This is a genomic window from Paraburkholderia podalyriae, from assembly GCF_014397785.1.
Taxonomy (GTDB): domain Bacteria; phylum Pseudomonadota; class Gammaproteobacteria; order Burkholderiales; family Burkholderiaceae; genus Paraburkholderia; species Paraburkholderia podalyriae.
In genome coordinates this window covers 1-24,080 of record NZ_VZQQ01000027.1, presented here as the reverse complement: position 1 = coordinate 24,080, position 24,080 = coordinate 1, and the positions used below count along the sequence as shown (strand labels likewise).

Annotated in this window: 22 protein-coding genes; 8 read left to right on the top strand and 14 right to left on the bottom strand. The window is 64.2% G+C overall.

What is annotated here, in order from left to right:
• The first annotated feature begins 104 nt into the window (after positions 1–104).
• Together F6X42_RS26400 and F6X42_RS26395 are read left to right on the top strand one after the other, a co-directional pair.
• Positions 105–1,508 carry an L-lactate MFS transporter gene (locus F6X42_RS26400; protein ID WP_187637015.1) on the top strand — a complete coding sequence of 468 codons (1,404 nt, stop codon included), beginning with the start codon at positions 105–107 and terminating at the stop codon, positions 1,506–1,508.
• Positions 1,509–1,518: 10 nt separating this feature from the next.
• Positions 1,519–1,647, top strand: a complete 129-nt coding sequence (locus F6X42_RS26395; protein ID WP_187637014.1) for an MFS transporter small subunit — start codon at positions 1,519–1,521, stop codon at positions 1,645–1,647.
• 104 nt (positions 1,648–1,751) lie between these two features.
• Here F6X42_RS26395 and F6X42_RS26390 read toward each other — a convergent pair whose 3' ends face one another.
• From F6X42_RS26390 to F6X42_RS26380, 3 genes are all read right to left on the bottom strand, one after another.
• Entirely contained in the window at positions 1,752–2,786 is a 1,035-nt protein-coding gene (locus tag F6X42_RS26390; RefSeq protein ID WP_187637013.1) for an SGNH/GDSL hydrolase family protein, read from the bottom strand.
• A 122-nt stretch (positions 2,787–2,908) separates the two neighbouring features.
• On the bottom strand, positions 2,909–3,334 hold the full coding sequence (locus tag F6X42_RS26385; RefSeq protein WP_187637012.1) for a DUF3830 family protein: 426 nt from the start codon (positions 3,332–3,334) through the stop codon (positions 2,909–2,911).
• Between the two features lie 301 nt (positions 3,335–3,635).
• Positions 3,636–4,547, bottom strand: coding sequence for a helix-turn-helix domain-containing protein (locus tag F6X42_RS26380; RefSeq protein WP_187637011.1), 912 nt, complete (start codon positions 4,545–4,547; stop codon positions 3,636–3,638).
• A gap of 182 nt (positions 4,548–4,729) precedes the next feature.
• Between F6X42_RS26380 and F6X42_RS26375 the strand changes: the two genes are divergently transcribed.
• Positions 4,730–5,731: a helix-turn-helix transcriptional regulator gene (locus tag F6X42_RS26375; protein ID WP_187637010.1), complete on the top strand. Its 1,002-nt coding sequence runs from the start codon at positions 4,730–4,732 to the stop codon at positions 5,729–5,731.
• 76 nt (positions 5,732–5,807) lie between these two features.
• On the opposite strand, the gene F6X42_RS26370 is transcribed toward F6X42_RS26375, so the two are convergent.
• Positions 5,808–6,569, bottom strand: a complete 762-nt coding sequence (locus F6X42_RS26370) for an ABC transporter permease (protein ID WP_187637009.1) — start codon at positions 6,567–6,569, stop codon at positions 5,808–5,810.
• A complete protein-coding gene (locus F6X42_RS26365) occupies positions 6,566–7,492 on the bottom strand; it encodes an ABC transporter ATP-binding protein (protein ID WP_187637008.1) in 927 nt (308 codons plus the stop codon). The genes F6X42_RS26370 and F6X42_RS26365 overlap by 4 nt, the downstream gene beginning before the upstream one ends.
• 279 nt (positions 7,493–7,771) lie before the next feature.
• Here F6X42_RS26365 and F6X42_RS26360 point away from each other — a divergent pair, with 279 nt between their 5' ends.
• A complete protein-coding gene (locus tag F6X42_RS26360; protein WP_187637007.1) occupies positions 7,772–8,206 on the top strand; it encodes a hypothetical protein in 435 nt (144 codons plus the stop codon).
• Between the two features lie 101 nt (positions 8,207–8,307).
• Here the strand turns inward: F6X42_RS26360 and F6X42_RS26355 are convergent, their stop codons facing one another.
• Entirely contained in the window at positions 8,308–9,963 is a 1,656-nt protein-coding gene (locus F6X42_RS26355) for a tannase/feruloyl esterase family alpha/beta hydrolase (protein ID WP_187637079.1), read from the bottom strand.
• A 35-nt stretch (positions 9,964–9,998) separates the two neighbouring features.
• Entirely contained in the window at positions 9,999–11,114 is a 1,116-nt protein-coding gene (locus tag F6X42_RS26350; protein ID WP_187637006.1) for an OpgC domain-containing protein, read from the bottom strand.
• Between the two features lie 386 nt (positions 11,115–11,500).
• Here F6X42_RS26350 and F6X42_RS26345 point away from each other — a divergent pair, with 386 nt between their 5' ends.
• Positions 11,501–12,625 (top strand): acyltransferase family protein, encoded by a 1,125-nt coding sequence (locus F6X42_RS26345; RefSeq protein ID WP_187637005.1) that lies wholly within the window; start codon positions 11,501–11,503, stop codon positions 12,623–12,625.
• A 17-nt stretch (positions 12,626–12,642) separates the two neighbouring features.
• On the opposite strand, the gene F6X42_RS26340 is transcribed toward F6X42_RS26345, so the two are convergent.
• Positions 12,643–14,541, bottom strand: coding sequence for an ATP-dependent metallopeptidase FtsH/Yme1/Tma family protein (locus tag F6X42_RS26340; protein ID WP_187637004.1), 1,899 nt, complete (start codon positions 14,539–14,541; stop codon positions 12,643–12,645).
• Positions 14,542–15,084: 543 nt separating this feature from the next.
• Between F6X42_RS26340 and F6X42_RS26335 the strand changes: the two genes are divergently transcribed.
• Positions 15,085–15,933 carry a shikimate dehydrogenase family protein gene (locus tag F6X42_RS26335; RefSeq protein ID WP_187637003.1) on the top strand — a complete coding sequence of 283 codons (849 nt, stop codon included), beginning with the start codon at positions 15,085–15,087 and terminating at the stop codon, positions 15,931–15,933.
• 106 nt (positions 15,934–16,039) lie between these two features.
• Positions 16,040–16,663 (top strand): ABC transporter ATP-binding protein, encoded by a 624-nt coding sequence (locus F6X42_RS26330; protein WP_187637002.1) that lies wholly within the window; start codon positions 16,040–16,042, stop codon positions 16,661–16,663.
• Between the two features lie 50 nt (positions 16,664–16,713).
• Here F6X42_RS26330 and F6X42_RS26325 read toward each other — a convergent pair whose 3' ends face one another.
• Positions 16,714–17,721: a zinc-dependent alcohol dehydrogenase family protein gene (locus tag F6X42_RS26325; RefSeq protein WP_187637001.1), complete on the bottom strand. Its 1,008-nt coding sequence runs from the start codon at positions 17,719–17,721 to the stop codon at positions 16,714–16,716.
• A gap of 43 nt (positions 17,722–17,764) precedes the next feature.
• Positions 17,765–18,079 carry a heme-degrading protein HmuQ gene (gene hmuQ, locus F6X42_RS26320; RefSeq protein WP_187637000.1) on the bottom strand — a complete coding sequence of 105 codons (315 nt, stop codon included), beginning with the start codon at positions 18,077–18,079 and terminating at the stop codon, positions 17,765–17,767.
• A gap of 153 nt (positions 18,080–18,232) precedes the next feature.
• Between hmuQ and copM the strand changes: the two genes are divergently transcribed.
• The gene (gene copM / locus F6X42_RS26315; RefSeq protein ID WP_187636999.1) at positions 18,233–18,628 is read left to right on the top strand and encodes a CopM family metallochaperone; all 396 of its coding nucleotides are present in this window, start codon (positions 18,233–18,235) and stop codon (positions 18,626–18,628) included.
• Positions 18,629–18,641: 13 nt separating this feature from the next.
• Here the strand turns inward: copM and F6X42_RS26310 are convergent, their stop codons facing one another.
• The 4 genes from F6X42_RS26310 to F6X42_RS26295 form a co-directional block, all read right to left on the bottom strand.
• Positions 18,642–19,883 (bottom strand): MFS transporter, encoded by a 1,242-nt coding sequence (locus F6X42_RS26310; protein ID WP_187636998.1) that lies wholly within the window; start codon positions 19,881–19,883, stop codon positions 18,642–18,644.
• 59 nt (positions 19,884–19,942) lie between these two features.
• Complete coding sequence (prpF, locus tag F6X42_RS26305) at positions 19,943–21,130, bottom strand: 2-methylaconitate cis-trans isomerase PrpF (RefSeq protein ID WP_187636997.1); 1,188 nt, start codon at positions 21,128–21,130, stop codon at positions 19,943–19,945.
• Positions 21,131–21,203: 73 nt separating this feature from the next.
• On the bottom strand, positions 21,204–23,801 hold the full coding sequence (acnD, locus tag F6X42_RS26300; protein ID WP_187636996.1) for a Fe/S-dependent 2-methylisocitrate dehydratase AcnD: 2,598 nt from the start codon (positions 23,799–23,801) through the stop codon (positions 21,204–21,206).
• A gap of 112 nt (positions 23,802–23,913) precedes the next feature.
• Positions 23,914–24,080 (bottom strand): citrate/2-methylcitrate synthase (locus F6X42_RS26295; RefSeq protein WP_281394045.1); only part of this gene is annotated, 167 nt, incomplete at its 5' end.

Below are 24,080 nucleotides of genomic sequence, written 5' to 3'. Positions count from 1 at the left end.
TAAAAGTACATAGCATGACGAGACGGCCCGGGCGCGTTACACTGCGCCGCCTCATAAATATCCACGACGCGCCGTCGATAGAACGACGAGAAGGAGACCCACCTATGAGCAGTATCAGCGAACCGGGCGGCCAACGAGGCTCAGCCCCATTCTTTTCCAAACAGGCCACGATCGCACAGCCCGGCTTTTCGCGCTGGATGGTCCCGCCCGCCGCGCTCGCCGTGCATCTGTGCATCGGTCAGGCCTATGCGTTCTCGGTATTCAACGGACCGCTGACCAAAGTGATCGGCATCACGCAGTCCGCGCCCGATGACTGGTCGCTGACCGCGCTCGGCTGGATCTTTTCGCTTGCAATCGTGTTCCTCGGTTTATCGGCAGCCTTCGCGGGCAAGTGGCTCGAACACGTCGGTCCGCGCCGCACGATGTTCACGGCCGCGTGCTGTTTTGGCGGCGGCTTCCTCGTGTCCGCGCTCGGTGTGTATCTGCATCAGATCGTGCTGCTATACCTCGGCTACGGGGTGATCGGCGGCATCGGGCTGGGGCTCGGTTATGTGTCGCCGGTGTCGACGCTGATCCGCTGGTTTCCGGACCGCCGCGGCATGGCGACCGGCATGGCGATCATGGGCTTTGGCGGCGGCGCGATGATCGCCGCGCCGTTGTCGGTCGCGCTGATGAACCACTTTCATAGCGCGACCAGCGTGGGCGTCGCGGAGACTTTCGTCGTGCTCGGCATCGTCTACTTCATCTCGATGACGATCGGCGCGCTCGCGATCCGCGTGCCGCCCGCCGACTGGAAGCCGGCCGGCTGGACGCCGCCCGCAGCCACCCAGCACCGGCTGATCACGAGCAACCACGTGCATATCGATCAGGCGCTGAAGACGCCGCAGTTCTATCTGATCTGGCTGGTGCTGTTCCTGAACGTGACGGCTGGCATCGGCATTCTCGGCCAGGCCTCGGTGATGATCCAGGAGAGCTTCAAGAACACAGTGACGCCGGTGGCCGCGGCCGGCTTCGTCGGGCTGCTGTCGCTGTTCAACATGGGTGGGCGTTTCGTGTGGGCGTCGGCGTCTGACTGGGTCGGCCGCAAGAACACCTACTTCATCTTCTTCGTGCTCGGCGCGGTGCTGTACTACCTCGTGCCGAGCTTTGCCGCGAACGGACAGATCGCGCTGTTCGTGCTGACGTACTGCATCATCCTGTCGATGTACGGTGGTGGCTTCGCGACGGTGCCGGCCTATCTCGCCGACATGTTCGGCACGACGTTCGTCGGCGGCATTCATGGGCGTTTGTTGACGGCGTGGGCCGCCGCGGGCGTCGCGGGTCCGGTGCTCGTCAACTACATCCGCGCGTATGAAGTCGCGAACGGTGTCGCGAAAGCGGACGCGTACACGATGACCGTGCACATCATGGCCGTGCTGCTCGTGATCGGCTTTATCTGCAACCTGCTGGTCAAGCGCGTGGATGCGAAGCACCACATGACCGATGCACAAGTCGCCAAGGGCGCGTGAGGAGATCCGTATGTCGACCGTTCAAACCGTCCATCCGACCAACAAGGCGAAGCTCGCGGTGTTCTGGCTGTACGTGATGATTCCGCTTGCGTGGGGCGTGATCAATACGTTGACGCAGGCGATGAAGCTGTTCAAGTGATGCTCTGATGGCGTGCGCACTCCGGCCTGGTTGACGGGCGGGGTGCGCTCAGGGTGCGTTCAGGGTGCGAGCGGCGTGCCGCGCCGGCTAGCCACACCGCCCTTTCACTGCCCCAACCCACTGCGCGCGATCTGCTGCTCGACGAACTGCGCAAACAACGTATGCATATGCGTCGTCGGATGAAGATCATCGGCGAACATGTAAGTCTGATCCGCATTGGCAGTGACATAGGTCGCCGGCGAGCATAGCAGCGCGGTGTCATCGGGCGTTTTCCTGGCATCGCAGGCCTGGCCCGTATTCGACACGGCAAACCCGTTCGCCTGGAAGTTTCCGATGACCTGATTCGTCCAAGTGTACGAATCGACCTCGATCACTTTCGACTGCAACCCATCGGCTTGCAACGCGGTATTCAATGTACCGTTGAAAAGCTGCGACAACTGCGTGAGGTTCGCGCCACCATCGGCCGAAGCGAGCCCCTTCGGCGACAGCCCGATATTCGGCAGATTGATCACCACCACATGCGCGCCGCCGTTCTGCACGATCTGCCCGACGAGCTGGGCGAGCGTCGTGGCCGCCGCCTGCACGATCGGCGCCGCGGCGGGCAGGTTGCCGGCGCGAAGCACATCGTTCGAGCCCGCCCACACGAGCACGAGCTGATTGGCGTTGAAGCTGCCGTGAGCCCTCAGATAGCTCGACAACTGCTGATTGACCGGCATTTCGATGTTGCCGATCACGTCGTTCAGGTATTCGTACTGGTTCGCCGGTGTCGCCACCGTCGAGCCGCCTTCCGCGTAACCGAGGCCGCTCTGCGCACTCAGCTTGTGCGTGAGATCGATCGTGAACGCCGCGCTGAGCGTATCGCCGTAGTACTGCGCGACGTCCTGAGCCCATACCTGACCGGGATTGGTCGTGAAACGCCCGCCGTTCACCGCGCTCGCGAGCGGTGCATAGGTCCCGACGTCCGACAGGCTGTCGCCAAACGACACCACCTGCAGCTTGACGCCGCCGGCCGGCCCGGCCGCCGTACTGCTGCCGCTACCAGTTCCGCCACCGCCGTTGCCGCCCCCGCCACAGGCCGAGAGCAATACGGTTGACATGGCAAAAACTACAGCGCATACCTTGTCACTTATTCCTCGCATTTGCTCCTCCTCGCCGGGCGGGGCCAGACGGTGTCGAGTGCTTCACGCGCGCGATCGGCGCCTGATCGGTACGCGGCTCTTCGACCAGCATTGCCCATGCCCAGCAGGGAAATACCGACCGCTTAAAGCCTCTCGAACACCACCTGCTGCGCGCCGTCCCACAGCACCTTCGTGCCGAGCTCGCGCAACTTCTCCTTGCCTTCGACGATCGTCAGAAAATGATTGCCCGCGAGCTGCCCCAGCTTGCTCGCGAAGCAGCACGAGCCATACGCGAGGATGATCTCGGTCTCGCTATAGCCGCCCGGATAGAACAGGATATCGCCGACCGACGGATGGCTCGTGTGATTCTCGAAGCCGACCGCGACGCCGTCGTTTTCGAGCTTGAACTCGCCGAGCGGCACCCAGCAGCCCTCGCCGCTCCAGCGCACGTGGATCAGCTTCTGCCGATACGGCAGCAGCTTCAGGAACGCGGCCACGGTGCGCGGCGCATCGGGATGGGTTTCGGCGATAAAGGTGTGGCCGCAGGCGGTCATTTTGAGTCGGGTCATCGCGGTTCTTCCGGTGTGTGAGGAGGTTCAAAGGCGATTCGATTCTGTCGTCCGATGCAAGGCTTCGACAGATACAGTTGCCCGTACTCCGGTCAGGCCAGTTAGACCGCGCCAGTCGCGGGCGGCCGGCCCAGCCGCCAGGGCTTGAGCGGCCAGCCATGCCAGCTTCCACGGCGCGCCGCCACGAAAGTTCGTAGTTTGCAAGCCGCGCAATGCAACGCACACTGCGCAAGTGCGTGATTCCGACTGGAAAAAGCTCGCCGTCGCGGCGGGCGCAGGCAGGCTGCGGCCGGCATGCGTCCTAGCCGCGCAGTCGATAGGCGAGCGGCGTCACGCCATAGCCGCGCTTGAACCGCACCGAGAAATGACCGGCATTCTCGAAGCCCACTTCGAGCGCGATTTGCAGCACGGTTCGATCCGTCGCGCGCAGCAGCCTCGCCGCTTCGTCGAGCCGCAAGCGCGTGACGAACTGATGCGGCGTCTCCCCGGTTTCGCGGCGAAACACCCGAGCAAAATGAAAACTGCTTAGGCCAGCCTGCTCGGCCAGTTCGGCGATCGCCAGATCTTCGGCGAGATTGGCGCGGATGTAGTCGGTCACTCGCCAGATCCGGCGCGGCACCAGCCGTTCCGGTCGCGTCGCGCTGCCGCGTCGCGCGTCGTTGCCGCTCGAATAGTGCTGCAGCAGGTGCGCGGCGAGAGCGTGAACCAGCGTATCGACGTACAGACGCGAATCGGCCGGATCGCGGGCGGCGCGATGCAGCGCGGCAAGCATCGCGGCGATCAGCGGATCGTTGAAGCGCATCGCGTCGCCGAGCGACAGTTCGCGCGACGCGTCGAGGCCCATCTGTTGCGCGACGCTGTCGATCAAAGCGCGCTCGATGTGCACGTGCAACGTAGACAACGGCTCGTCGCTGATCGAATGCCAGCGCCACGAGATCGGCGTGGACGGCACGAACCACAGGTCGTTCACGCGCATCTCGGCGCTTTCCCAGCGTCCGCCGAGGTTGCGTTCGAGATGCTCGGCGCCGCTCGCGAGCGTCATCAGCGTGAAGTCGCGCAGACCGGGCGCTTCGAGCAGGTCTTGCCGCACCGGCTCGAGATACGCGCGGAGCACCAGATGCCGCCACTCGCGATCCACGCTCGACACGAGGCGCTGGCCGGCCATGTAGCGGTCGTAGGCGAGCGTCGTCGTGAGCTTGGGAATTCGTGCCATCAGATCCCTTCGAAGGAGGTGCCGTATGGAAGGAGAAGCGCCGCCGTACCCGTATTGCCGGTCCACTGTCAGCGCAAGATCACAAAAATGATAGCAAGGAACCGGCTACCGACATTTCACGAAATCGCTAATCATTGAGGTTGTCGTCTTTCACGCGTTTAGAACGCCGGAGCTACCGTTTCATGGAACATGAATGCGATACGCTGCCGCAATGGCTGACCGGCTCGCCGCAAGGCGAAGCCGGGCACGCGTCGGCAGCAAACCCGAGAGCGGCATCCGCCCAACCGGCTTACCCGGCCGGCGTGCGGCACGCCGCGAAATCAGCCCACGCGGCTGAAGCATCGAAGACGTCTCTGCGCGCCGCGAATGGTGCGACGCGCAGTGGCTTTCTGACTCTGTTCACCGAGGAGGAGATCGGCACGCCGTCGCCCGCGGCGTGCCGGGCCGCGCCGCTGATCAGTCCGCTGGGACGGTTCGGCAGCGCGCAGGACCGCATGGAGTTCGTGCGCCAGCGCATCAGGCAGTTGGGCTTCGACTCGTTCAGCTATACCGCCACGCGCACGTCGTCGCATCACAAGACGATGTTCGTGTTGACGAGCTACGAGTCGCAGGCGTGGCTCACGCGCTATTTCCGCGAACGCTATTTCGAACTCGACCCGCGTGTCTCGCTGGCGTCGCCGACCGGCATGCCGTTTCTGTGGAATACCGCGGATCTGCGCGCCGAGTTGCCGCGCGCGCAGTTGCGCAGCGAGCGGCTCGGCGCTCTGATCGATATGCTCGAAGCGACCGGCCGCAAGAGCGGCATTCTCACGCAGATGCCGCTGCCCGAGCCGGAGCTGAGCGCGAGCCTGTGCTTCAACTCGGAGATCGGCAACCCGCGCTGGATGACCGAATCGATCGTCGCGGAAACGCTGATGTTCGCGCACACGATTCACGAGTTCATCTGGACTCACGCGAAAAGCGTGATCGGCATCGCGCCCGCGCAGCAGCAGCGCGTCGCGCTGAGCAAGCTGCAGCATGCGGTGCTGAAGGCCGTCGTGCAGGGGCAACGTGACAAGGAAATCGCCTATTTCCTCGGGCTATCGCCGCATAACGTCGACTATCATCTGCGACGCTTGCGGCAGCTGTTCAACGTGCGCAACCGCGTGCAGCTGATCAATGTCGCGCAGGCGTATCTGTCGTAGTTGGCGTCGCCGAGTATCGATGAAGAGGGCGCGACAGCTTTTCGCTGTCGCGCCCTATGCTAATCGCGCGGTCTAATCAGCTTTTCAATCGATAGCCGGTCCTGAAGATCCAGCCGACGATCACGAGGAACACGGCGAGAAAAAGCAGTGTCATGCCGAGACTGAGGCCGACGTCGACGTCGCCCAGTTCATAGAAGCTCCAGCGAAAACCGCTGACCAGATAGACGATCGGATTGAACAGCGTGACGCCGTGCCAGAACGGCGGCAGCATGTCCACCGAGTAGAAGGCGCCGCCGAGGAACGTCAGCGGCGTGACGATCAGGAGCGGCACCAGTTGCAGCTTTTCGAAGCTGTCGGCCCAGATGCCGATGATGAAGCCGAGCAGACTGAACGTGACGGCCGTCAGCACGAGAAACAGCACCATCCAGAATGGATGCATGATCTGCAACGGCACGAACAACCCAGCGGTCGCCAGAATGATGAGCCCGAGCAGGATCGACTTGGTGGCCGCCGCGCCCACATAGCTGACGACGATCTCCAGATACGATACCGGCGCCGACAGCAGTTCGTAGATCGTGCCGGTGAAACGCGGAAAATAAATCCCGAACGATGCGTTCGCGATGCTTTGCGACAGCAGCGACAGCATGATCAGCCCCGGCACGATGAACGCGCCATAGCTGATACCCTCCACTTCCTTGATACGCGAGCCGATCGCCGAGCCGAACACGACGAAGTAAAGCGAAGTGGAAATCACCGGCGCGATGATGCTCTGCATCAGCGTGCGCCACGTGCGCGCCATTTCGAAGTTGTAGATCGCGCGCATTGCGTAGATGTTCATTGGTTTCCCCGCAGCAGGCCGACGAAAATGTCTTCGAGCGAACTCTGCGTGGTGTGCAGGTCCTTGAAGCGGATGCCGGTGTCGTCGAGCGATTTCAGCAGCGCGATGATGTCGGTGCGGCCGCCCTCGCCTTCATAGGTGTAGGTCAGTTCGTTGCCGCCGTTCACGACCGCGAGCCCGTAGCCGGCGAGCGAAGCCGGCAGCACGTCGAGTGGGCTCTCCAGTTGCAGCGTCAACTGCTTCTTGCCGAGCTTGCGCATCAGCTCGGTCTTCTCTTCGACCAGCATGATTTCGCCCGCATTGATCACGCCGATGCGCTCGGCCATCTCCTCGGCTTCGTCGATGTAATGCGTGGTCAGGATGATCGTCACGCCGCTCGCCGCGAGCGAGCGCACGAGCTTCCACATGTCGCGCCGCAACTCGACGTCGACGCCGGCGGTCGGTTCGTCGAGAAACAGCACGCGCGGCTCGTGCGACAGCGCCTTCGCGATCAGCACGCGCCGCTTCATGCCGCCCGACAGCGTGATGATCTTGTTGTCGCGCTTCTCCCATAGCGACAGGTCGCGCAGCACTTTCTCGATGTAAGCGGGGTTCTTCGGCTTGCCGAACAGGCCGCGGCTGAACGACACGGTGGCCCAGACGGTTTCGAACGCGTCGGTGGTCAGCTCCTGCGGCACGAGGCCGATCAGCGAGCGGGCCGCGCGGTAGTTGGCGCCGATGTCGTGGCCGTCCACCGTCACGCTGCCTTCGCTCGCGTTAACGATGCCGCAGACGATGCTGATCAGCGTGGTCTTGCCCGCGCCGTTCGGCCCGAGCAGCGCGAAGATCTCTCCACGGTTGATCGCCAGATTGATGTTCTTCAATGCCTGAAAACCGCCGGCATAGGTTTTCGACAGATTCGTGACCGAAACGATTGGCTGCATGGACTCGATGATGGCAGACACCGCTGTTAAATGATGGGAAACGGCGCGAACGGGCGCGCCGCATCCGCAATGTAATGGAAAGTGCGAAAGCGTGCAGCGCACGCAATGGCGCTGGGCGGCGATTTTACCTGGCGGCAATGGCGGCTGAGGTAACTATTGCTCTGCACATATGGGCTCCAAGACGGGATTCGAACGTTTGAGGCACACCCCTTGCGACATTCCGATCATGCGAGCGACCACGCGCTTGCGTGACATCAACCCTTTTCACGGAGGTAAATCATGAAACGCATGACCAGGACGATTTTTGCTTCCGCGCTCGTGATGGCCTTGTCGGGCGGCGTCTACGCGCAGGCCGGTGGCGGCGCGGGTGCCGGTGCTGGCGGTAATGCCGGCGGCATGAGCGGCGATGGCGGGGGCCGGGGCGCCACCGGCGCCGGCGTCGGCGCCGGTGGCGGCACGACGGGCGGCGCGGGCGGCACGGCCACACCGGGCGTCGGCACCAACTCGGTCCGTACTCCGGACAACTCCGGCGCCGGCTACGGCTCGCCGGGTGTGACCGGCACAGGCGGCGGTATGGGCACCGGCACCGGCGCAACGCCGAATGGCGCGACGACCGATCGTTCGACGCGCGGCATGAGCAAAGGCATGAACAACGGCACCCGCAGCGGGACCGGCAACGGCATGAACAACGGCGCGATGGAGGACGGGCAGTAACGGCTGTTGAGCTTCGCCGGGCGACGCGGCATCAGGTTGCCGCGTCGCCGTTTTGATTGCGCGGTTCGCGCGTCCAAACAGGCGCTGCGACGACTCAAACCTTAAGGCTGCGCACAAACAAAGCTACTCGCCAGATTTACATTGCCTTTGCCGACATAGCGCGGGAAGCCGGGATAGCGGCACAGCGGCCGCGAGCGTCCATTCGTCGCCGCGGCGAGATCGGTGGCCGTCAACGTGTCGGGCGCGACGCCGCGCGTGACCCATGCGTCGAGCGCGCCGAGCAGATCGACCGATGGAATGAATACGCCGTTGCCATGCTGAAAACCCGGCACCATGTAGAGCCGCATGAAACCATCGACCTCGTCCTTTCCGAAGCGCGCGATCAGCGCGTCGTGATACGCGATCGTCTGATTCGGGCTGATCACTTCGTCGGCGAGACCTTGGAGTGTGATCAGCTTGCCGCCGTGCGCGATATAGCGTGACAGGTCCGGGTTCATCGAGCCGATCGCGCCCGACAGCGCGAATAGTTGCGCGCGATATTTGCCGGGCCGTTGCGGATCGAACGTCAACGAATCGAAGTGAGCATCGCGCGCGACGAAGTAGCGCAGATAGCCGTCGCCTTGCGAGAACAGATAGCCGTTCGCATAGAAGGTCGGCACCGGTTGACGCCGCGGTTCATGCGCGAGCCCGAGCGCGCCCGTCAGTTGCGTGCCCTGGAACACGTTGTAGCCGCGATAGCCGCTCACGTCCCACGCGAGCCGATAGGGCAGCGATAGCCCGTCACGCATCACCAGCAAGGTGGCCAGTTGCGCATCGGTCAGACACGCATCGGGCGATGAAGCGTGCAGCGCGCAACGCAGCGAATCGATGATTTGCGATTCGTGCGCACGACACGCTTCGACGTCGCTGACGATGCCGTCCGCCGTGCCATCGAGCCGGTCGCACACCTCGAGCGTTCGTTGATAGACGCGCTCGAGCAGCGCCGGCGGCACGAAGCCGCCCGGCTTGCCGTATTCGGCCTGGCCGAGCTTCACGCCGATCAGTCGCACGCCGGAAAAATTCAGCGCGGGTAAATTGGCGATCACGCCGTCGTAGTCGTCGGGGAAGCGCTGCATCACCGTGTAGCCTTCGCGGCCGCCCGTCGAGCCGCCGGCAAAATACATGCGCTGCGGCGGCCTGCCGTACGCGCGCGCGATCAAGGCGAGCGCGACGTCGTGCGTCTTCTTCAGATGCGCGTAGCCGAAGTTCGTCACCGCCTCATCGACGAGACCAAACTCCGCGAGCGACGAATCGCCGACATGCCCCGAGTCGTCGCCGAACGTCGCATAGCCTCGCGCGAGCGGCGCGCGATCCGGCCAGAACGGCATCACGCCGGTGCCGCTGACGATCACGCCGTTGTACCCGCCGCCGCCGATCTGCAACGCTCGGCCGTTCCAGCGACGCGGCAGATTCAGATCGAAGCGGATGTCGGGCGTCGTCGGATTCAGTGCCTTGATGCGGCCCGTGATGCGGCAGTACTCGCCCCCTTGCTGATTGCCCGGCGCGGTCGCGCCGATCATCGCCGCGCTTTCGATCAACGCGCCGGCCGTCGGCATCTCGATCAGGTCGGGCGACAGCACCGCGCCAGCAATCTCCGCGCAGTGCATCGCAAACGACGTTTCTTTGGCCACCGCGGCCGTGCGATGCATCGCCAGCCACGCGAGCACGGCGACGCTCATCACGGTGGCGAGCCCAACGAACCTGCGCGTCGCGCGCATCGTGGTCGTGATGCGCGCGACGCGCTCGCGCCGCGTCATCCGTAACCCGCGCCATTCGCCTGCGCGCCCGATTGTTGCCCCCTCCGCCCGCTCCAGCCGCGTGCGATCATCAGCAGCGCGCCGATCGCGGCGAGGTCGCCGCCGAGCCCGAGCAGCACCCCGCGAAACCCGTGAAACGTGTGCGGAGTCGCCGTGTCGATGATCAGTGACACCAGCGTGCCGGTCACAAAGCATACGAGCCCGGCGCGCCCGACCGTCACCACGGCGGGCAACCGCCTTGCGAGCCACGCGATGCTGCCCCTCCGCACGAACCGGGCGGCGAGCCACGCGATGACGATGAAATTGATCACACGTTCCACGGAAAGATTCTGTTTGTGCGTGCCGGGCAAAGACTGCGTCAGCACGAAAAGTTTGACGATCGCGAACGCAAGCACCGCGATCACCGCGACGCGCGTGAACCACTGCGCGGCGTGGCTCGTATGAAAACACTCGCGCATCGGCCGCACGCGGCACACCATGCCGAGCACGAACATCAGTTGCCACGCAAACGGATTAAAAGCCCAGCCGGCAACATCGTCAATGCTGAATAACGCGGCGAGCGGCCGCGCGCCGGCCCACACCGTGAGGCTGACGGCGAGCGCGAGCGATGCCGAGCGGCGCGCGAGCGGCACCATCACGGGCACACCTAGCGCAAACAGCACGTACATCGGCAGCACGCTGGACAGATACGGTTGCCGGCGAAACAACGCGATATCGAATGCGTCCCGCCACGGCTGCGATGCGAACGGCAGCCAGCCGCTCATTTCTACCATGGGCCGATTCAGATCGAGCCGCGCGAGAATCGCGCCGGACACCAGCGACAGCATCGCCGTCAACAAATACGCGCGATAAATCTCCCAGCAGCGTTTGACGAAGCGCAGTTTCGCCGCGTTTTCGCCGCGATGCGCAAGCACCGCCGTATACGCCGCCGCCGATGCATAGCCGCCGAGAAACACGAACACCTCGGCCGCATCGCACAACGCGTACGCGTGCAGCATCAGGTGCGATAGCGTGCTGCCGGGAATGTGATCGAGCACGATGACGATCAGCACGACACCGCGAAAGAAATCGACTTCGACGGATCGTCCACGACCACGGCTTGGGGTTTCCATTCGTCTTCTCGAAGAATGCGCGCCGACGGCACGCAAGGACGTCAATGGACACGCATCAGCGGCCCAATCTCGTGTGAACCACAACAGACCGGATCGTTCCCATGCCTCGCCTATGCCGCGAGCAAAGGCGCTGACAAGCCGCCTTTGAGGTTCGCTTTCGCAACGGCAATCTGAAATCGAAAAGTTGGCGACTGGTAAGACTCGGTGCTTGTTTAACGATCGCGCGGAAAGTTTTGCGGCTTTTCATGCACGACACAGGGACGCCCGTACTGATGGACGCACGCGAGGCTCGAAAATAAATCATCGAGCACACGCTGCGATTTTTTTCGCTTTTTTTCCCCGTACGATGTTTTCGTGCTTTTCCGCCGCTTTGCGAATAGAGGTTTATGAAAAACAGAATTGCCGGATTCGATGGATTGCGCGCGATCGCCGTGATGATGGTGTTTCTGCAACATCGACTGTTCGGCGACATCGGCGAGATCGGGCATCTCGGCGTATGGATCTTCTTTGCGCTGAGCGGCTTTTTGATCATCGGCATCCTGTCGTCGCAGCGCGCCCGCATCGAATCGGGCGACAGCCGCTTCGGCGCCGAACTCGGGCGCTTTCTGTTTCGTCGCACGATGCGCATCTTTCCGATCTATTACCTGATGCTCGTCGTGATGTGCGTGCTGATGGCATTCGGCCTCGCGAATCCGGAACTCGCGAGCGGCATGCCGTTTCACTTCGTGTATCTGTCGAACTTCTGGATCGGCTCGGTGCTGCGCTACTGGCCGGGCCGCTATTCGCACTTGTGGAGCCTCGCGATCGAGGAGCAGTTCTATCTGGTGGTTGCGCCGCTGTTACTGCTGCTCGCGACGCGGCGACATCGAGCGGCATGTTGGGCGATCGTGGCGCTCGGCCTCGCTGCGTTGTTCGCGATGCGTGCCGCGCATTGGGACGAGATCACCCTCTATACGCACCCGTTGAGCAATGTCTGGTTGCTCGCGTTAGGCGGCGTCGGTGGTGGGATCATCTCGGACGATCGCGGCCGCGTGCGTGCCTGGCTCGGTCATGGCCTGACGCTGTTCACGCTGAGTCTCGTCGTGATCGGTTTATGCGCGGCGGAGCCGAGATGGAACATGCTCGACGATCCGTTGCTGTTTACCGCGATCAGTGCAACGTACGGAATCGGTATCGCGGCGCTGGTGACGTCGATCGCGTGTTGCCGCAATGCAGCCGTGATGGGCCTACTGCAGACACGTTGGCTCGCCGGTCTCGGGCGTATCAGTTACGGCTTTTATCTGTATCACAACCTGATCCCCGATCCGACGCATAACCGTCATGCCGAAGCGTTCTTTGGGGGCACCGTGCCGACGTGGGCACATGCGCTTGGTATCGTCGTGTCCTTTGCGATTTCGCTTGGCATTGCATTGCTGTCGTGGCGGTTGATCGAGGCACCGATTCTGCGGGCGAAGGCGCGAGGCGAATCGGCATTGAAAGCGGCGGAGAACGTGGCTTCCGAGGTCGCCTGAAAAGTCCCAGTGTTCCGTCAAGCCGCCGCGGGCTCGTGCACGATCTCCAGCGTGCTCTTGTGCTCGGCGATGAGCCGATAGACCGTTTCCCCCGGCACGGTCTCGTGCTCGAGCAACTGATCTGAAACGTCGCGCAGTACCGGCTGGTACGCGTGCAGTAACCCGTAGCAAAGTTCGTTGAGTTCCTTGAGCAGCACGTTCGCCTGCTCGATCGCGCTCCTCATTTGCAGGCCCGCGTACTGCGACGGCAGCGCCGCGAGACTGAACAGGTCACCGTCGCTGTTGAAACCGAACTTCGACACCATGTCGAGGCTGATACGTGAGGCCTCCTGCAAGTCCGACGCTGCGCCGCTCGATGCTTCGGAAAACATCAGAATCTCCGCGTTGCGTCCGCCGAGCAGCACCTGGATTTCGTTACGGATTTCCGTTTCGCGGTACAGGTGCTTGTCCTGCGCCTTCGTAATCAGCGCGACGCCCAGCGCGCCGCCACGCGGCAGGATCGTCACTTCCTCGAGCACGCCAGTACCGAGCAGCGCGGCGACCAGACCGTGCCCCGCCTCATGCACCGCGATGCGCTTGCGCTCGTCCTCGGTGAGCGCGCGCTCGGCGCCGCTCACGTCGCCGATGCGCGCGATCTTGATCGCTTCCATGAAGTGCTTCGCGGCGATTTCGTTATCGCCCGCCTTGCGCGCGATCAGTCCCGCCTGATTCACGACCATCGCGACGGTGGCCGGCGACAGTCCAGTCGTCAAACGCGCGAGCTGGTCGTAGTCGATATCCGCCGCTTTCGACTTGAGCCGCTGCGCGTAGAAACGGAAAATCCTGGCGCGGTCTTCGCGATCCGGCAGACGCACCTGCACCGTACGATCGAAACGGCCGGGGCGGCGCAATGCTTCGTCGAGATTGTCGGGATGGTTGGTCGCGGCCACGACGATCACGCCCTCGTTCGATTCGAAACCGTCCATCTCCGCGAGCAGCTGGTTGATGATCCGGTTGCTTTCGGCTTCGACCGGACCGCCGCCGGTGTCGGTGCGCTTCGCGAGACCGTCCGCTTCGTCGATGAAGATCACCGTCGGCGCGTTCTTGCGCGCGAGTTCGAACAGGTGCCGCACCTTCTGGATACCGACGCCGTAGTATTTCGCGCTGAAATAGCTGCCGGTGATCGAAATGAAGTTCGCCCCGCATTCGCCGGCCAGCGCCTGCGCGAGCCGGGTCTTGCCGACGCCGGGCGCGCCGACCATCAGGATGCCGCACGGCGCGCGCACGCCCAGCGACGAGAACTGCTTTGGATCGGACAGGTAACCGCGAATGTCGGCGAGCGCAGCCTTCGCTTCATTCGCGCCGATCACATCGTCGAAACGCAGCGTCGGCGTTTCGCTGAGCAGCTTCGCGCCGCCCTTCATCTCGCGCCTCATGAACCACGCCATGCCGCCGATCAGCGCGAGCGGCAGCAGCACGCTCAACGCGTCGCGCAACTGCCCGAACAGCAGAGTCCAACGCGCGCCGTCGCTGCGAATGTCGACGTCGGGCAGCCACACGAGCTGATACGCGGCGGCATCGGAGCGCTCGCCCAGCAGCAGCGCGTGCGAGAAGGTCGCGTTGTGATCGGTGACGAAGTACTTCGAACCGTCGCGCAGCGACACGAGAATCGCGTTGGGACTCACGCCGACCGCCGCGACGTTCGCTGCGTGAATGTCGCGCAGCATCGTCGAGGCGTCTTTCTCTTCGTGCGTCCACGCGGATGCATCGTGACGCATCTGGCTCGCGACGCCGCTCAGCGCGGACGTCTGCGGCTCGGCGCGATGCTGGAAATACCACACGCCCCAACCGACCAGCACCGCGATCAGCGCCGCCACAGCCGCCACCGCGATTTTGCGTGCGCGTCCTTTCACAAGCGATTTATTTCCCGGCTTCATGAGTCATTTCCAAAATGCGGGCTTGAACAAGCCCTTACTTAATCAAGCTGTCTGTCAAAAATACGTGTCGAAATCGGAAGTGGAGTCTGCGGAAAAATCGGCTGAGGCGAAGCGCCACATGGACGTGGCGTTGAGGACAATCCAGAAGGACGACAACACGTGCGTCCTGGTGATCCGCGTTGGCCGAAGGCAGTATACGGTAGGTACGCGTCTGTCGAATTCGCGGAAAAGGCCTACTCGTACCGCTATCCGGCCGTCGACACGCCGGAAGGGTAACGCGGCGAACGCGCGAAAGGCGTCGCCGCATTGGCTCCGGCGCACAGTTTATCAGCGTAAAAAGCAGTGCGTATTTTTAAATGTCTATATCTAACCGCACCCCAATTAAAATCAGTCAAAGTTACTGAGACAACGGCGAAATGCGGACCGCATAATGATCTGAAAATAGCCCGCCATTGAGTCAGGATGTCCGTGTCGTGGTTCCGATTCAGCGCGATGCCGTCGATCGCGCCGCTCGGGTTGGGCACCCATTGAGGAGATTCGACTATGCAGCAGGCTGAAATCGCTTCGTTCGCGGCGTCGCTCGACACGGGTCTCAGCGGCGCAACGCGCGTGTATTTCATCGTCGGCGATCCGATTGCGCAGGTACGCTCGCCGTCGGGCGTGACCGCCGCGTTGCGCGCGGCCGGCCGCGATGCGCTGGTGGTGCCCGCGCACGTCGCGGCCGCCGATCTGCCCGCGTTCTTCGCGGGCATCACGCCGGTGCGCAACGTCGACGGCGTGATCATCACGGTGCCGCACAAATTCAGCGCCGCGAGCTATTGCGCGACGCTCGCCGAAGAAGCCGCGTTCCTCGGCGCGGTCAACACGCTGCGCCGCAACGCTGAAGGCGGCTGGCACGGCGGCATGTTCGACGGCACCGGCTTCGTCGCCGCGCTCGTCGCCGCGGGCTGCGAGCTACAGGGCAAACGCGCGCTGCTGGTCGGCGCGGGCGGCGCGGGCTCGGCGATCGGCCATGCGCTGATTCTGCGCGGGGTCGGCTCGCTCGACGTACACGACAACGACGTGGCACGCACCGGCTCGCTGACCGCGCGGCTCAATGCGCTCGGCCGTGGCGCGGCGCACGGCACGGGTACTGAACTCGGCTTGACGACATACGACGTGGTCGTCAACGCGTCACCGCTCGGCATGCGCGCGGGCGATCCGTTGCCGATCGACGTCGCTCGCTTGCCCGCCACGACTTTCGTCGGCGACGTCGTCACGAAACCGCCGCTCACGCCGCTGATCGAAGCGGCACGCGCGCGCGGCTGCCGTACCGTGACGGGCGCGCAAATGTTCGATCGCGTGTGCGAACGGATGGTGGAGTTTTTGCTGGAGCCGCGGGCGTCAGCGTAACGGCGCAAAAGAAGCCGGTGCGCGCTGCTACACTGCCGCGAAATGACCCGCATCAAATGCGGCGCGACGTTGCGCCGCGTTCAGATCGCCTTTTGCGCGCCAACCCATGCTTCGATTCGACAACCTCAGCAAGCGCTATAGCGACCGCGTCCTGTTCGAAGGACTGCATTTAGACGTGACGTCCGGATGCGTCGCGTTAAACGATGAATCCGGCAGCGGCAAGTCGACTTTGCTCGGCATCCTCGCCGGCGCGCTGGAAGCCGATACCGGCGACGTATGGCTCGGCGGCCATTCGCTGCGCGCCGCGCCGCATGCCGCGCAAGCACTGCTCACGTACGTGCCGGAAGACAGCATGAGCTGGCTCGAGCAAAGCGGCCGCGATTATCTGCGCGCGGTCGCGGCGGCGCGACACACCGCGCTCAGCGACGACGTGCTCGCGCTCGCCGAACGCTTCGGCCTCGCGCCGCATCTAGACAAACGCTTCGAGCAGATGTCGTATGGCAGCCGCAAAAAGGTGTTTCTGACGGCTGCCGCGCTCGGCGAGACCCGCGTGCTGATCGCCGACGAACCGGCCGGCGGACTCGACGCGTCCGCGCGCGCGGTGCTCGCCGATCTGTTCAGAACGCTCGGCGCAACGCGCGCGGTGTTTTTCACGAGTTACGACGAAGGGTTCACGCAGGCCTGCGAGGCGACCAGTGTCTGTTTCGCGGACCTTGCGACGCGCGCCTGACCTGAAGCCGTCGCGCGCGCCATGCGAGGCGCACCGCGAATGTTCGGTGCTCAGATCGCCACGCAGATCTTGCCGAAATGCGCACCCGATGCCTCGTGCCGGAACGCATCGGCGAGTTTGTCCAGCTCGAACGTGCTGTCGATCACCGGCTTGATGCCGGTCGTCTCCAGCGCGCGCACCATATCGATCTGATCCTGCCGGCTGCCGACGATCAAGCCTTGCAGGCGCTGCTGCCGCGCCATCAGATGCGCGGTCGGCACCGGACCCTCGCGGCCGGTCAGCACGCCGATCAGCGCGATATGTCCGCCGATGCGGCATGCGGTGATCGACTGCGGCAGCGTGCCGGGCCCCCCCACCTCGATCACGTGATCGACGCCGCGCCCATTCGTCAGGTGACGCACCTGTTTGCCCCACTCGGGATTGTCACGATAGTTGATCGCATGATCGGCACCGAGTTCGCGCAGCTTCGCGAGCTTCGCATTCGACGACGACGTCGCGATCACCGACGCCCCCATCGCCTTCGCCATCTGCAAGCCGAAGATCGACACGCCGCCGGTGCCTAGCACGAGCACGCTGCTGCCCGCCTTCAACTGACCATCGACGACCAGCGCGCGCCACGCGGTCAACCCCGCCGTGGTCAGCGTCGCCGCTTCGGCGTGGCTGTAGCCGGCCGGCGCCTGCGTGAAGTAGTGGCTCGGCAGCACGACGACTTCGCGCGCGTAACCGTCGATGCCGTCGCCGGGGGTGGTCGCGAAATCGCCGATCGCCGGCGAACCGTTTTCCCAGTGCGGGAAGAAGCACGACACCACGTGATCGCCGGCCTTGAAATCGCGCACGCCTGCGCCGACTGCTTCGACGACGCCCGCGCCATCGGCCATCGGAATGCGGCCCGCTTCGGCCGGCAGATTGCCGCAGACGACGCCGTAGTCGTGGTAGTTCAACGAACTCGCGCGAATGCGCACGCGAATCTGCCCAGCCTCGGGCTGACCAGGATCGGCGAGATCGACGACCTGCAGGCTATCGACGGTGGCGGGCGAACCAATTCTGACGGCTTTCATGTTTTCGTTCCTTGACGAGTGGCGCGCAAGCGCGAGTACCGCGCTACCTGACGGTCTGGATGACTTCGAAGCCTTCGAATTCCGGATGGCCGAGATACAGCACGCGGTTTTCGTTGCCGGCGCTGCGATGCGCGGCGCGAAACGCGTCGGACTTCGTCCATGCCTCGAACGACGCAAGGTCGCGCCAGATCGTATGGCTCGAATAGAGCACGTGATCGTCCTTGCGCGGTCCCTTCAGCAAATGGAATTCGACGAAGCCCGGCACCTCTTTCAGATGCGTGTCGCGCGTGGTCCACAGATGTTCGAAGGCGTCCTCGGAGCCGGGCGCCACTTTGAAGCGGTTCATCGCGATGTACATGCTGTCAGCCTCGTTGCGGTTGCATTTGATTATAGGCGGGCATTTCTTTGCCTTCACTTGACCTTACCACGGTAGAAAGCTCCACGATGTGCGACGTGCCCGCTAGAATCGCGCGGATCACTTCGCCACCCTCTTCATCAATGGAAAACCAATATGAAAAACCTTCGTGCGCTGCGCGCTCTCTGTGTGTCTGGCGGTCTGGCATTCGCGGCGGCGGCTTTGCCCGCTCACGCGCAACAACAGGGCATGCCCGGCATGGACATGCCGGATTCGGCGCATGCGGACGCGGGCGGATCGACACGAGCCTTCAAGGCGGCCGACGAGCGCATGATGCATGACATGAACGCCCCGGAATACACCGGCGACGCCGACAGGGATTTCGTCGCGCACATGATCCCGCATCATCAGGGTGCGATCGACATGGCGCAGGCGGAATTGAAATACGGCAAAGACCCGGAGATCAAGCGGCTCGCGCGCAATATCGTCAAGGCGCAGCGCGAGGAAATCGCGTTCATGCAGCGCTGGCAAAAAGAGCACGGCGGCAACTAACGCACCGCGAGCCTCACCAGCGTGGCTGCTTGCGCAACAGCGGCGTCATTGCGATCAGACCGATGATCGGCCCTGGCAGCAGCAGCCACGCGACGCGCTCATCGAGCGCATGAAATACGCTCGTCGACCACAGGATCGAGCACGCGGACAGGAAAAAGCCGAAGCTGTTCTGCAGCGTCAACGCGCCGCCGATCTTGTCGGCCGGACACGCCTTGACGGACAGCGCCGAAAACTGCGGCGAATCGGCGATCACGCTGATACCCCACACGAGAAGCAGTGCAAGCTGCGCGGCGGTGCCGAGCGCGCTGGTCAGCGGATAAATCGCGCACAGCGTGCCCGAGATCGTCAACGCGAGGGCGGCGGTACGCGCGCTGCCGACCGATTTGCTGAGCCTGCCGCCGAACAGGCAGCCGAGCGCACCGATCGCGATGATCAGGAACGACCACAACGCGACCGTGCCCGGCGCCGCCGGCGCGCCGCTCGCGAACGCGCGCTGCACGAGTAGCGGCGTCAGCGTCCAGAACGCGTACAACTCCCACATGTGACCGAAATAACCGAGCGCGGCCGCGCGAAACTCGCTGATGCGCACGACCTGCCCAACGCCCGCCGACAAACCGAAACGACGGTTGCCCGAGCGCCGCGCGTGCGGTCCCTCCCCGAGCGCGAGCACCAGCAGCGCGCCGATCACCGCGAGCACCGACGAAGTGAGCACCACGGTTTGCCACGGCACGCTCGACAGCAGCGCGCGAATCGCATGCACCGACGCCGTGCCGAGCGTCAGCATCGCGACCAGCAACGCGAGCGTCTGCGCGGCGCGGCGCGGGTCCCACGTGACGAGCAGCTTCATTCCGAGCGGGTAGATGCCCGCGAGCGCGACGCCCACGCCGAAGCGAAACACGAGCGCCGACGCGAGCCCGCTGCTGCACAGCGCGAACAGCGCATTCAAGGTTGCGCCGAGCACGCCGCAGACCGCGAACACTTTGCTCGCCGACACGCGATCCGCGAGTCCGGTGGTCGCCGACAGCAAGGTCCCGACGATAAAGCCGGCCTGCACCGCATTCGTCAGCCAGCCGAGATCCGACGCGCTCAGTTGCCAGGCGACCTGCAGATCGCGCATCGCGCCGTTTGCGCTGAACCACAACGACGTACCGAGCAATTGCGCAATTGCGATCACGAGCACCGCGCGTTTCGCGCGCGCGAGCTCGCGCGCCCCGTCGCCGGAATTCGTTGCGTCGGCGTCCAGCCCGTTCTGCATCGTGCCTCCTGCGCGTGGGTTTCGAGTCGGCCGCCAGTAGTGGTTATGGGGACAGCGCCTCAGCCCTGCTGCGGCACCCTGATCCACCCCTCCATCAACACGCGCGCGCTTCGGCTCATCATCGCCTTCGTGACGACCCACTCGCCGTCCTTCAGACTCGCCTGCGCGCCGACGCGCAACGTGCCCGACGGATGCCCGAAGCGCACCGACTCCCGCTCGCCGCCGCCCGCCGCCTGATTGACGAGCGTGCCGGCGATCGCCGCCGCGGTGCCGATCGCGACCGCGGCCGTGCCCATCATCGCGTGATGCAGCTTGCCCATCGACATCGCGCGCACCAGCAGATCGACGTCGCCCGCGCGCACCGGCTTGCCGCTCGACGCCACGTAATCGACCGGCTTCGCGACGAACGCGACCTTCGGCGTGTGCTGCCGCGTCGCGATCTCGTCGAGATGTTTGATGAGCCCCATGCGCAGCGCGCCGTGGGCGCGAATCGACTCGAACATCGCGAGCGCCTTCGCGTCGCCATTGATCGCGTCCTGCAACTCGGTACCCTTGTAGCCGACCGCTTCAGCGTCGACGAAGATCGTCGGGATACCCGCGTTGATCATCGTTGCCTTCAACGTGCCGACGCCGGGCACTTCAAGGTCGTCGACGAGGTTGCCGGTCGGGAACATCGCGCCGCCCGCGCCTTCTTCGTCGGCAGCCGGGGCCATGAATTCGAGCGGCACTTCGGCGGCCGGAAAGGTCACGCCGTCCAGTTCGAAGTCGCCGGATTCCTGCACCGCGCCATCGGTCATCGGCACGTGCGCGATGATCGACTTGCCGATATTGGCCTGCCAGATGCGCACGATCGCGACGCCGTCGCGCGGCACGCGGCTCGCATCGATCAGGCCCGTGCCGATCGCGAACGGTCCCACCGCCGCCGACAGATTGCCGCAATTGCCGCTCCAGTCGACGAACGCGTTATCGATCGACACCTGCCCGAACAGATAGTCGACGTCGTGATCTGGCCGGCTGCTGCGCGAAACGATCACGGTCTTGCTGGTGCTCGACGTCGCGCCGCCCATGCCGTCGATCTGCTTGCCGTACGGATCGGGACTGCCGATCACGCGCATCAGCAGCGCGTCGCGCGCGGCGCCCGGTCGTTGCGCGGCCTCGGGCAGATCCTGCAGACGGAAAAACACGCCCTTGCTGGTGCCGCCGCGCATATAGGTGGCCGGAATCTTGATCTGGGGAAGTTGGGCCATGAAAGTGTCCTGAGGTGACGTGTTCCTTGATGAAGGGCGATGCGGCGCGTCGAGCCGCATCGCCCTGCCTTGTTCAGGCCGCTGCCTTGGTCGATTCGAGAAAGTCCTGTGCGAAACGCTGCAGCACGCCGCCGGCTTCGTAGATCGACACTTCTTCGGCCGTATCGAGCCGGCAGGTCACCGGCACCTCGACCCGCTCGCCATTGCGGCGATGAATCACCAGCGTCAGATCGGCGCGCGGCTTGCGCCCGCCGATCACGTCGAACGTCTCGGTGCCGTCGATGCCGAGCGTCAGACGATTCACGCCGGGCTTGAATTCGAGCGGCAACACGCCCATGCCGACGAGGTTCGTGCGGTGAATCCGCTCGAAGCCTTCCGCGACGATCGCTTCGGTGCCCGCCAGCCGCACGCCCTTCGCGGCCCAGTCGCGCGACGAACCCTGGCCATAGTCGGCGCCCGCGATCACGATCAGCGGCTGCTTGCGCTGCATATACGTTTCGATTGCTTCCCACATGCGCGTGACCTTGCCCTCGGGCTCGATGCGGGCGAGCGAACCGGCCTTCACCTGGCCGTTTTCGAGCACCATCTCGTTCTTCAGCGTCGGGTTCGCGAAGGTCGCACGCTGCGCGGTCAAGTGATCGCCGCGGTGCGTCGCATACGAGTTGAAGTCTTCTTCGGGCAGACCCATTTTCGTCAGGTATTCGCCAGCCGCGCTGTCGGGCAGAATCGCGTTCGACGGCGACAGGTGGTCCGTCGTGATGTTGTCGCCGAGTACGGCTAACGCGCGCATGCCCTTCAGCGTGCGCGCGCCGGCGAGCGCGCCTTCCCAGTACGGCGGACGGCGAATATAAGTGCTTTGCGCGCGCCAGTCGTACAGCGGGTCGGCTTGCGCGCCAGTGTCGGCGGAGACCGCGAACATCGGTTCATACACCTTGCGAAACTGCTCCGGCTTCACGCTCGCCGCGACGATCGCATCGATCTCCGCGTCCGACGGCCACAGGTCTTTCAGGGTGACCGCATGACCGTGCGCATCGACGCCGAGCACGTCCTTCTCGATGTCGAAGCGGATCGTGCCCGCAATCGCATAGGCGACCACGAGCGGCGGCGACGCGAGAAAAGCCTGCTTCGCGTAGGGGTGGATCCGGCCGTCGAAGTTGCGGTTGCCCGACAGCACGGCGGTCGCATACAGATCGCGCTCGATCACTTCTTTCTGGATCACCGGGTCCAACGCGCCGGACATGCCGTTGCACGACGTGCACGCATACGCGACCACGCCGAAGCCGAGCCGTTCGAGTTCGGGCAGCAGCCCCGCCTCTTCAAGATACAGCGTGACCGCTTTCGAGCCAGGCGCAAGTGAGCTCTTGACCCACGGCTTACGCACGAGTCCGCGCCGGTTCGCGTTGCGTGCGACCAGGCCCGCCGCGATCATGTTGCGCGGATTGTTCGTGTTGGTGCAGCTCGTGATCGCGGCGATGATCACCGCGCCGTCCGGCATCAGACCCGGCTCGTTCTCGACCTTGCCGCTGACGCCGCGCGCGGCCAGCTCCGACACCGGCAAGCGGCGATGCGGATTCGACGGTCCCGCGAGCGTGCGCACCACGCTCGACAGATCGAACTCGAGCACGCGCTCGTATTCGGCATGCTTCAGCGTATCGGCCCACAAGCCGGTTTGCTTCGCATAGGTTTCGACCAGTGTGACGAGTTCGTCGTCGCGGCCGGTCAGCCTCAGATAGCGGATGGTCTGCTCGTCGATGTAGAACATCGCGGCAGTCGCGCCGAACTCCGGCGCCATGTTCGCGATCGTCGCGCGATCGCCCAAGGTCAGGTTCGCCGCGCCTTCGCCGTAAAACTCGAGGTACGCGCCGACCACCTTCTGGTTGCGCAAAAACTCGGTCAACGACAGCACCACGTCGGTCGCGGTGATGCCCTCGCCCGGCTTGCCGCTCAGCTTCACGCCGACGATATCGGGCAACCGCATATACGACGCGCGGCCGAGCATTACGCTCTCGGCTTCGAGGCCGCCGACACCGACCGCGATCACGCCGAGCGCGTCGACCATCGGCGTATGCGAGTCGGTGCCGACGAGCGTATCGGGAAACGCGACGCCGTCCTTCACCTGCACGACCGGGCTCATGCGTTCGAGGTTGATCTGATGCAGGATGCCGTTGCCCGGCGGAATCACGTCGACGTTGCGAAACGCGCGCTTGGTCCAGTTGATGAAATCGAAGCGGTCTTCGTTGCGGCGATCTTCGATCGCGCGATTCTTCGCGAACGCATCCGGATCGAAACCGCCGCATTCAACGGCCAGCGAGTGATCGACGACGAGCTGCGTCGGCACCACCGGGTTCACGAGCGCCGGATCGCCGCCTTGCGCGGCGATCGCATCGCGCAGACCCGCCAGATCGACGAGCGCGGTCTGGCCGAGAATGTCGTGACACACGACGCGCGCCGGGAACCACGGAAAATCCAGTTCGCGTTTGCGCTCGATGATCTGTTTCAGCGAAGCGGTCAGCGTCACCGGGTCGCAGCGGCGCACCAGGTTTTCGGCGAGCACGCGCGACGTGTACGGCAGCTTGTCGTAGGCGCCGGGCTCGATCGCATCGACCGCGGCACGCGTATCGAAGAAGTCGAGTTCGGTGCCCGGAAGGCGTTTGCGGTTGGCAGTATTCATGACGTAGGGACAGGACGGTGATCGGCCGCCGGACGGTATGCCGGCGGCGTCGGGCGGCGCTTCGCTCGCGCGCCGGCCGGACAGTGCGGGTAGTTTAGCTCGCGGCCTCAGCTCAAACGCGCTTCGCCAGCGGCACGAACGGCAGATCGTCCGGTCCGGTGTAATTCGCGCTCGGCCGGATGATCTTGTTGTCGACGCGCTGCTCGATGATGTGCGCGCTCCATCCTGCCGTGCGCGAGATCACGAACAGCGGCGTGAACATCGCGGTCGGCACGCCCA